Here is a 7,603-nt window from a genome sequence, read left to right on the forward strand (position 1 = left end):
TTCGGGGCAAACCGTTGGGTTTCATGTAATTTTTGCCCTCACCTGCATTCCGCGGGTGTGTGGGGGGGGGGGGGGGGGCCCGGGGGCGCGGGGCCCCCCCCCGCCGTGCACGTCGAGGGGCTGTGGAAGCGTTTCGGCCAGCAGATCGCGGTGAACGGGATCGATCTGGTGCTGCCCGCGGGCCGGTTCATCGGCCTCGTCGGCCCCAACGGTGCCGGCAAGACCACGACCCTCTCGATGATCACCGGCCTGCTGCGGCCCGACGCGGGCCGCATCCGGGTCGCCGGGCACGACGTGTGGGCCGATCCGGAGTCCGTGGCCCAGGTCAAGGCGCGGATCGGCATCCTGCCCGAGGGGCTGCGGCTCTTCGAGCGCCTCTCGGGCCGTGAACTCCTCGCGTACAGCGGCCGGCTGCGCGGGCTGCCCGGTGCCGAGGTCGACAAGCGCGCGGCGCAGCTGCTCGACGTGCTCGACCTGACCGGTTCGCAGCACAAGCTGGTGGTGGACTACTCGACCGGCATGCGCAAGAAGATCGGTCTGGCCGCCGCGCTCCTCCACAACCCCGAAGTGCTGTTCCTGGACGAGCCGTTCGAGGGCGTCGACCCGGTGTCGGCGCAGACCATCCGCGGCGTCCTGGAGCGCTACACCGCGTCCGGCGCCACCGTCGTGTTCTCCAGCCATGTGATGGAGCTCGTGGAGTCGCTGTGCGACTGGGTGGCCGTGATGGCGGCCGGGCAGATCCGCGCGCAGGGCCCGCTGGAGCAGGTGCGGGGCGACGCGCCGTCGCTCCAGGCCGCGTTCCTGGAGCTGGTCGGCGCGAACGGGCGGGACGCCGGGGAGTCCCTGGACTGGCTGGGCGGTTCGGCTCGATGAGCGCATGGAACCCGCCGGCCCCCGGCCAGGGCCCCGCCGTGGGCGCCGCCCCGGCCGCGACAGCTGCCGCGCCCTCGCTGACCTCGGTCTTCGTACGGCTCAAGCTGTCGCTTCTGAAGAACGGCCTGAAGCAGTCGGGCGGCCGCACCGCCGCCTACGTCGTGTCGATGGTCGTGTCGGTGCTCTTCGCCGTCGGCATGGTGCTCGGCTTCCTGCTGCTGCGCGGGCACACGGACGCCGCCACCGTCACCGTCCTGCTCATCGGCGTGCTCACCGTCTCCTGGGCGGTCATGCCGCTGTTCGTGGGCGGCGGCGACGAGACCCTCGACCCCTCGCGGCTCGTGATGCTGCCGCTGCGGCCCCGGCCGCTGGTCCGGGCGCTGCTCGTGGCCTCCCTGGTCGGCATCGGCCCGATCCTCACCCTGTGCCTGGCGGTCGGCGCGGCCCTCGCGCTCGCGCGCGGCGCCGCCGGGACGGTCGTCGCCGTGCTCGCCGTACCGCTCGTGGTCGCCGTGTGCGTGGCGCTGTCGCGGGCCGTGGCCGCGGCGAACGTACGGCTCCTCACCTCGCGCAAGGGCCGCGACCTGGCCGTGCTGTCCGGCCTGGTGATCGCGGTCGGCATGCAGCTGGTGAACTTCGGCGCCCAGCGGCTCAGCCAGGCCGGCGGGATGTCGTCGCTGGAACCGGCCGCCGAGGTCGTGGCCTGGCTGCCGCCGGCGTCCGCGGTCTCCGCGATCGACGCGGCGGGTGACGGCGACTACGCGGTGGCCGCCGCCAGGCTGCTGCTGGCCGCGGTCGCGCTGTTCGGCCTCGTGCACTGGTGGCAGCGGTCGCTGGTGCGGCTGATGGTGGAGCCGGACGGCTCGACCGTCAACGCGGCCTCGGGCGGGGCCGCGGCCACGGACAAGGCGGCCTCGTCCGGGCTGCTCGGCCGGCTGCTGCCGGGCGGGCGCACGGGCGCCGTGATGGACCGCAGCCTGCGCTACGTGTGGCGTGACCCGAAGACGAAGGCGGCGTGGGTGACGTCGCTCGCCATCGGCGCGATCGTCCCGCTCTTCAACGCCCTCCAGGGCACGGGCACGGTCTACTTCGCGTGCTTCGCCTCGGGCATGCTCGGCATCCAGATGTACAACCAGTTCGGCCAGGACACCTCGGCCTTCTGGATGGTGGCGCAGACCCTCTCGACGAAGGCCGACGCGTACGCCGAACTCCGCTCGCGCGCCCTGGCGCTGCTGCTGATCACCGTCCCGTACACCGCGTTGGTGACCACGGCGACGGTCGCCGTCCTCGGCCGGTGGGACGAGCTGCCGGAGGGCCTGGGCCTGTCGTTCGCGCTGCTCGGCGCGATGATGGCGACGGGTGCGGTGGCCTCGGCCAACTTCCCGTACTCGATACCCCAGGACAACGCCTTCAAGAACGTGGCTCCGGGCCAGGCCGGTCTGGCCTGGATCTCGATCTTCGGCGGCATGCTCGCCGCGGCGCTCCTGTGCGCCCCGGTCCTCGGCCTGACCCTCTTCCTCCACCTCGCGGACCACGACTCCCTGCTGTGGATCCTGCTCCCGCTCGGCGTGCTCTACGGCGCGCTGATCGCCTGGGCGGGCCTGAAGGCGGCGGCGCCGCGGGTGGCGAAGCGCCTGCCGGAGATCCTGGCGGCGGTGAGCAAGGGCTAGGCCGTCTCTTCCGGATCTTGGCCGGGTCCGCGGCGCCTGGCACGGCACCTCGCCGCGTTGCCGAAACGCCCCGATAGCTCCGCTATCGCGACGCCCCGGCGCCTTGCGATGCACCACACCAGACGCCGCGGCCTGTCCGGCCCTGATCCGAAAGAAACGGCCTAGTCGCTTCTCGTACCCGTCTCGAGGCAGGGCCGGACTCCCGCGGGGAGTCCGGCCCTTCGGCGTGCGGACGGAGGCTTCTGGTCGACCCGGGACGGGTGCGAGTCCTCCAAGTCGCAACGATTTTCGAGTCGGCGCAGGTCAGACGGTCGTCCGGCTTTGAACCGACGGAGGCGGCGGCCGGCGAGGAGAGGCGGCGGGGGCGCCGGGATCCTTGCGCCAACTGCCCGAACGACCAGTCGGTCGGGCTCGTTCGCACGTATCGGCCGGAAAGCGACGGACGGATGTGCGATCACCCTCCGCGTCGACAAGACTCCGTTGCGCAGCCGATCGGCTCGCACCACATCCCCCGTCTTCCCCCGAAGGGACATCCCCGTGCGTTACTTCCGTGCTCTCGGCGCCACCGCGTTCGCCACCGCGACCGGTCTCGCCCTCGTCGGCACCGCGTTCACCGGCACCGGCACCGCCGAGGCCGCCCCCGCCGCACCGGCCGGCCCCGCCGGCCTGTACGCGCCGTCGGCGCTGGTCCTGACGATCGGTCAGGGCGCGCGGCCCGCGACCGCCACCGTCGTCCGCGCGGTCACGCTGTCCTGCTCCCCCGCCCCGTCGGGCACCCACCCCGCGCCGGAAGCGGCGTGCGCGGAACTCGACGCCGTCGAGGGTGACTTCGGCCGCCTGACGGTCTTAGCGGGCGACCGCCGCCCCTGTACGCGCGAGTGGAACCCGGTCACCGTCACCGGCGACGGCGTGTGGCAGGGCAAGCGGGTGCGCTGGTCGGCCACCTACGGCAACACCTGCGAACTCCAGGCGCGTACGGCGGAGGGCGCGGTCTTCTCGTTCTGACCGCGACGGCTGATCCCGAGTGCTGATCGCGACGGCAGCCCTCAGGAGCAGAAGTAGCCGCCGACGGACTTGTCGGCTCCCGCGTGGAGGTCCACCGCCTGGACGAGCCACGCCGTGTAGCAGCGGTGCACCTCGGTGGGCGTGAAGGTGAACGAGAAGCCGTGGGCGTCACCGTAGCCCGGGTACGCCGCACCGACGTCCGTACGGGTCTGGTCGGCCGGGTAGGGGCCGTAGGTGTTGCCGTCGCTGTACTGGACGTACACCTGCGTCGACGCGGCGGTGTCCGGGTCGAGCGCCCAGCCCCACATGGTGACCGAACCACCGTCGACCCGGTAGCCGTCCAGATGGCCGACGGGGTCGTGACCGACGGAGTTCGCACAGCCGAGGCCGGTGTCCGTGCCGTAGCCGGTGTTGACGGCGGTGGCGCAGACCTGGCCGGTGGCGGTGGGCACGCTGACGAAGCCCGAGAACCTGCCGCCCGACTGGTTGGCGTCCAGGGTCGCGACCCATGTGCCGCCCACGGTGACCTTCACCCGGGTCGCACCGGTGCCGTCCGGGTCGGAGGCCCAGCCGGAGACGTTGACCCCGCCGGGGACGCGGGTCACCGAGGTCAGCGCGCCCTCGGGGTCGTAGTTCACCGGCGGGTCCTCGACTCCGCCGCCGTCGCACCACTCGGGCGGCGTGGGCCCGTCGCAGATGCTCTGCGCGTGCGCGGCCGGGGCGGCGGCGAGCACGCCCGCCCCGAGCGCCAGGGCGGCGACCGTGGCCGCCAGTCTCTTACGTGTCGTCATGTCAGGTTTCCTCACCGGGACTTCGCATCGTCGCGTGAGACCTCAGGCTGGCAGCCCGGGCGCCGCCCGCCCATCCCAGAAATCTGGGGTGTTCGTCCGCGCCCGCCGGCCTGCGGCCGGGGCGCGTTCAGCGCCTCCGCTCCGTCGCGTCGACGAAGAGGCGCTTGCGGGTGCCGGGCGGCGGCACGACGTACCTCGGCGGGGCTGGTGGGCGCGGGCGGTGAACGGCGTGTGGGGTGGTGAACCACCGTGAGCGGAGGTTCCGCGGGTTCGTCAGGACGTGAGGACGCCGTTCAGGAAGGGGGCCACGGCCTCCCACCAGGCGTCCGCGTGTTCGTAGTGGAGGAGGTGGCCCGCGTCGGGGATCTCCGCGTACGCGCCGTGCGGGAGGACGCGGACCATTTCCTGCGCCTCGGCGCGGCCCAGTTCGCCGTCCAGGCCCCGGACGACCAGGGTGGGGCAGCGCACCTGGGCGAGGGAGTCCCAGTGGGCGTCGTGGACCCAGGTCTCGCGGGAGGTGAGCATCTGGGCCGGGTCGAAGACCGGGCGCCAGCCGTCGGCCTGTTCGGCCATCACCTCGGCGAAGAAGGCGCCACGGGCGGGCCGGGGTCGCTCGACCCAGGGGTCGTCCTCGCCGAACCACTGGCGGACGGCGTCGAGCGAGGGGAAGGGGACGGGCCAGCGGCGGAACCAGTCCTGCCACTCGCGCTGGGAGGCCGCGCCGAGTGCGGAGGCGCGCATGTCGCAGATGACGAGGGCGTGGACGAGGTCGGGCCGCTCGGCGGCGAGCTGCCAGGCGGTGAGGGCGCCCATCGAGTGGCCGACGAGGGTGACCGGGCCGAGGCCGAGCCGCTCGACGGCGGCGATCGCGTCCGCCACGTACGCCTCGCGCGTGAAGGGTCCGGTCGTGGGCTTCTCGCTGTGGCCGTGGCCGCGCTGGTCCAGCGCGACGGTGCGGTGGCGCGGGGCGAGCCGGCGGGCGGCGGGCGCCCAGTGCGAGGCGCGGCCCATCAGTCCGTGGAGCAGTAAGACGCCGGGGCCGGCCTGTGGCGCCGTCGGTTCCGTGAAGTCCCAGGCCGCCAGGCGTACGCCGTCGGCTCCCGTGACGTCGAGTCGTCGCACCATGCTCGGCACCCCCTCTTTCCCGTGGAACTGCGCCAGACTATCGAACCTGTATTCGAAAATGCGCTTCTGCCGCTCAACACCCCACGTTCGAGTGACAGGGCTCAAGGATTGACGGCTGCGGCCGAGGGGAGATCTTCAACGGGAGGCGGGCCGCTCGGGGAAAACGGTCCGACGGGAATGACCCTGGGAGCTCGGGGCTCCGGGTCAGCACAGGGGAGGACGGACCCCGGCGCCGTACGGCGCCGGGGTTCCTTGTCGTCCTCGTCGTCCTTCTCGTCCCTGTCGTAGGGAGGGGGGCCCTCATCCCACCAGCGTGGCACGGGAGGGGCCGCGGGCGTGGCGATTCCGCCGTAAAACGGGCCCGGAGACCTGGCTCCGGCGGGCCGGAGCCGGTCCGCTAGCGCTTGGCGACGAAGACGTGCGCCGCGACCTCGCTGTCCAGCTCGGCCGCCTCGCCGCTGCTGCCGACCAGGACACCGCCCGGGGATTCCGTCACGGAGACCACGGAACCGGGCTGCACGCCCGCCCGTCGCAGCGTGTACATCAGCTGGGCGTCCGTCTGGATCGGCTCGCCGATACGGCGGACGATCACCGTCTTGCCCTCGCCGCCGGCGTCAAGGTCGGCCAGCGAGACCATCGAGTCGTCCAGGAAGGACTCCGTCTCGGCCTTCTCGCCGAGCTCTTCGAGGCCGGGGATCGGGTTGCCGTACGGCGACTCCGTCGGGTGCCGCAGCAGCTCGAGGACGCGGCGCTCCACGGCCTCGCTCATCACGTGCTCCCAGCGGCAGGCCTCGGCGTGGACCTGCTCCCACTCCAGACCGATCACGTCCACGAGCAGACACTCGGCCAGCCGGTGCTTGCGCATCACGCGGGTGGCCAGGCGGCGGCCCTCCTCCGTGAGCTCCAGGTGACGGTCGCTGGCGACGGCCACCAGCCCGTCGCGCTCCATGCGGGCCACCGTCTGGCTGACGGTCGGACCGCTCTGGTCCAGCCGTTCGGCGATCCGGGCGCGCATGGGGACCACACCTTCCTCCTCGAGCTCAAGGATGGTGCGGAGATACATCTCCGTGGTGTCGATCAGTCCGGACATACGTGCCCCTCGATGAGTCGTGCGCTGGCCCTGCACCAATTCTTGCGCATCGCGCCGACAACCGGGGCCCGCCGGGGCGAGGCGGTATTGACAGAGCAATGGTCCAGACCGCACCGTGATCCGCGACCACGAGCAGAAGGAGTCGCCGCCATGGGCGAGAGCAAGCTGGCCGGACAGTTCTTCGACGCCGCCATCGGCCTGCTCCGAAAGGTGCGGGACGAGGACGCGGCGGAGATCGCGGCCGCCGGTACGGCCATCGCCGAGGCCGTCGCGAACGGCAACCGCCTCTTCGCGTTCGGCGCCGGGCACTCCTCGCTCGCCGCGCAGGACGTGGTCTACCGGGCCGGCGGCCTCGCCCTGATGAACCTGCTGGCCGTCCCCGGCGTCGTCGGCGTCGACGTCATGCCCGCCACCCTCGGCTCCGCGCTGGAGCGGGTCGACGGCCTGGCCGGCGCGGTCCTGGACTCGTCCCCGGCCAAGGCCGGCGACGTCCTGATCATCGTCTCCCTCTCCGGGCGCAACGCCCTGCCGGTCGAGATGGCGATGAACGCGCGGGCGCTCGGCCTGACCGTGATCGGCGTGACCTCGGTGGCGTACGCGACGGAGACGAAGTCCCGGCACGTCTCGGGCACCTTCCTGAAGGACCACTGCGACATCGTCCTCGACTCCCACATCGCCGTCGGCGACGCAGAGCTCACCCACGACGGCATCGAGGCCCCCTTCGCGCCGGCGTCGACCGTCGTCACCAGCGCCCTGATGCAGGCCACGATGGCGGCGGCGGCCGAGGAGATGGTCCGCCTGGGCATCGAGCCGCCGCTCCTGCGCTCGGGCAACGTGGACGGCGGCCACGAGTGGAACGGCCGGGTGATGACGGAATACGGCGACCGGATCTTCTTCCGCCACTGAGGCCGGAAACGAACGGAGGGGCCGCGGGGGGAAAAAGCCCCGGCCCCCCCCCGTTGTGTGAGGTGCGAAGCCCCGGAGTATGCGGCGCCAAACGCCCCCACGGGCACGGACCCCGTGTTGTTTTTGAATCTCAACCTTAAGGT

General features: G+C 72.5%; 7 protein-coding genes. 4 read left to right on the forward strand and 3 right to left on the reverse strand.

Annotated features, from left to right (window positions below; translation table 11 throughout):
* Positions 1-42 precede the first annotated feature (42 nt).
* From ACFVGS_RS32650 to ACFVGS_RS32660, 3 genes are all read left to right on the forward strand, one after another.
* Complete coding sequence (locus ACFVGS_RS32650; RefSeq protein WP_385695653.1) at positions 43-873, forward strand: ABC transporter ATP-binding protein; 831 nt, start codon at positions 43-45, stop codon at positions 871-873.
* Complete coding sequence (locus ACFVGS_RS32655) at positions 870-2,543, forward strand: transporter (protein WP_384423488.1); 1,674 nt, start codon at positions 870-872, stop codon at positions 2,541-2,543. The genes ACFVGS_RS32650 and ACFVGS_RS32655 overlap by 4 nt, the downstream gene beginning before the upstream one ends.
* Before the next feature lie 537 nt (positions 2,544-3,080).
* Positions 3,081-3,548, forward strand: coding sequence for a subtilase-type protease inhibitor (locus tag ACFVGS_RS32660; RefSeq protein ID WP_385695599.1), 468 nt, complete (start codon positions 3,081-3,083; stop codon positions 3,546-3,548).
* Positions 3,549-3,589: 41 nt separating this feature from the next.
* Here ACFVGS_RS32660 and ACFVGS_RS32665 read toward each other — a convergent pair whose 3' ends face one another.
* The 3 genes from ACFVGS_RS32665 to ACFVGS_RS32675 form a co-directional block, all read right to left on the reverse strand.
* Complete coding sequence (locus ACFVGS_RS32665) at positions 3,590-4,339, reverse strand: hypothetical protein (RefSeq protein WP_385695601.1); 750 nt, start codon at positions 4,337-4,339, stop codon at positions 3,590-3,592.
* Positions 4,340-4,612: 273 nt separating this feature from the next.
* Positions 4,613-5,464: an alpha/beta fold hydrolase gene (locus ACFVGS_RS32670; RefSeq protein ID WP_384423482.1), complete on the reverse strand. Its 852-nt coding sequence runs from the start codon at positions 5,462-5,464 to the stop codon at positions 4,613-4,615.
* Positions 5,465-5,861: 397 nt separating this feature from the next.
* Positions 5,862-6,554 (reverse strand): metal-dependent transcriptional regulator, encoded by a 693-nt coding sequence (locus tag ACFVGS_RS32675; RefSeq protein WP_384423481.1) that lies wholly within the window; start codon positions 6,552-6,554, stop codon positions 5,862-5,864.
* A 150-nt stretch (positions 6,555-6,704) separates the two neighbouring features.
* Here ACFVGS_RS32675 and ACFVGS_RS32680 point away from each other — a divergent pair, with 150 nt between their 5' ends.
* Positions 6,705-7,460 (forward strand): SIS domain-containing protein, encoded by a 756-nt coding sequence (locus tag ACFVGS_RS32680; RefSeq protein WP_384423479.1) that lies wholly within the window; start codon positions 6,705-6,707, stop codon positions 7,458-7,460.
* Positions 7,461-7,603 lie beyond the last annotated feature (143 nt).

The sequence above is a fragment of the Streptomyces sp. NPDC127114 genome (genome assembly GCF_042677525.1).
Taxonomy (GTDB): Bacteria; Actinomycetota; Actinomycetes; order Streptomycetales; family Streptomycetaceae; genus Streptomyces.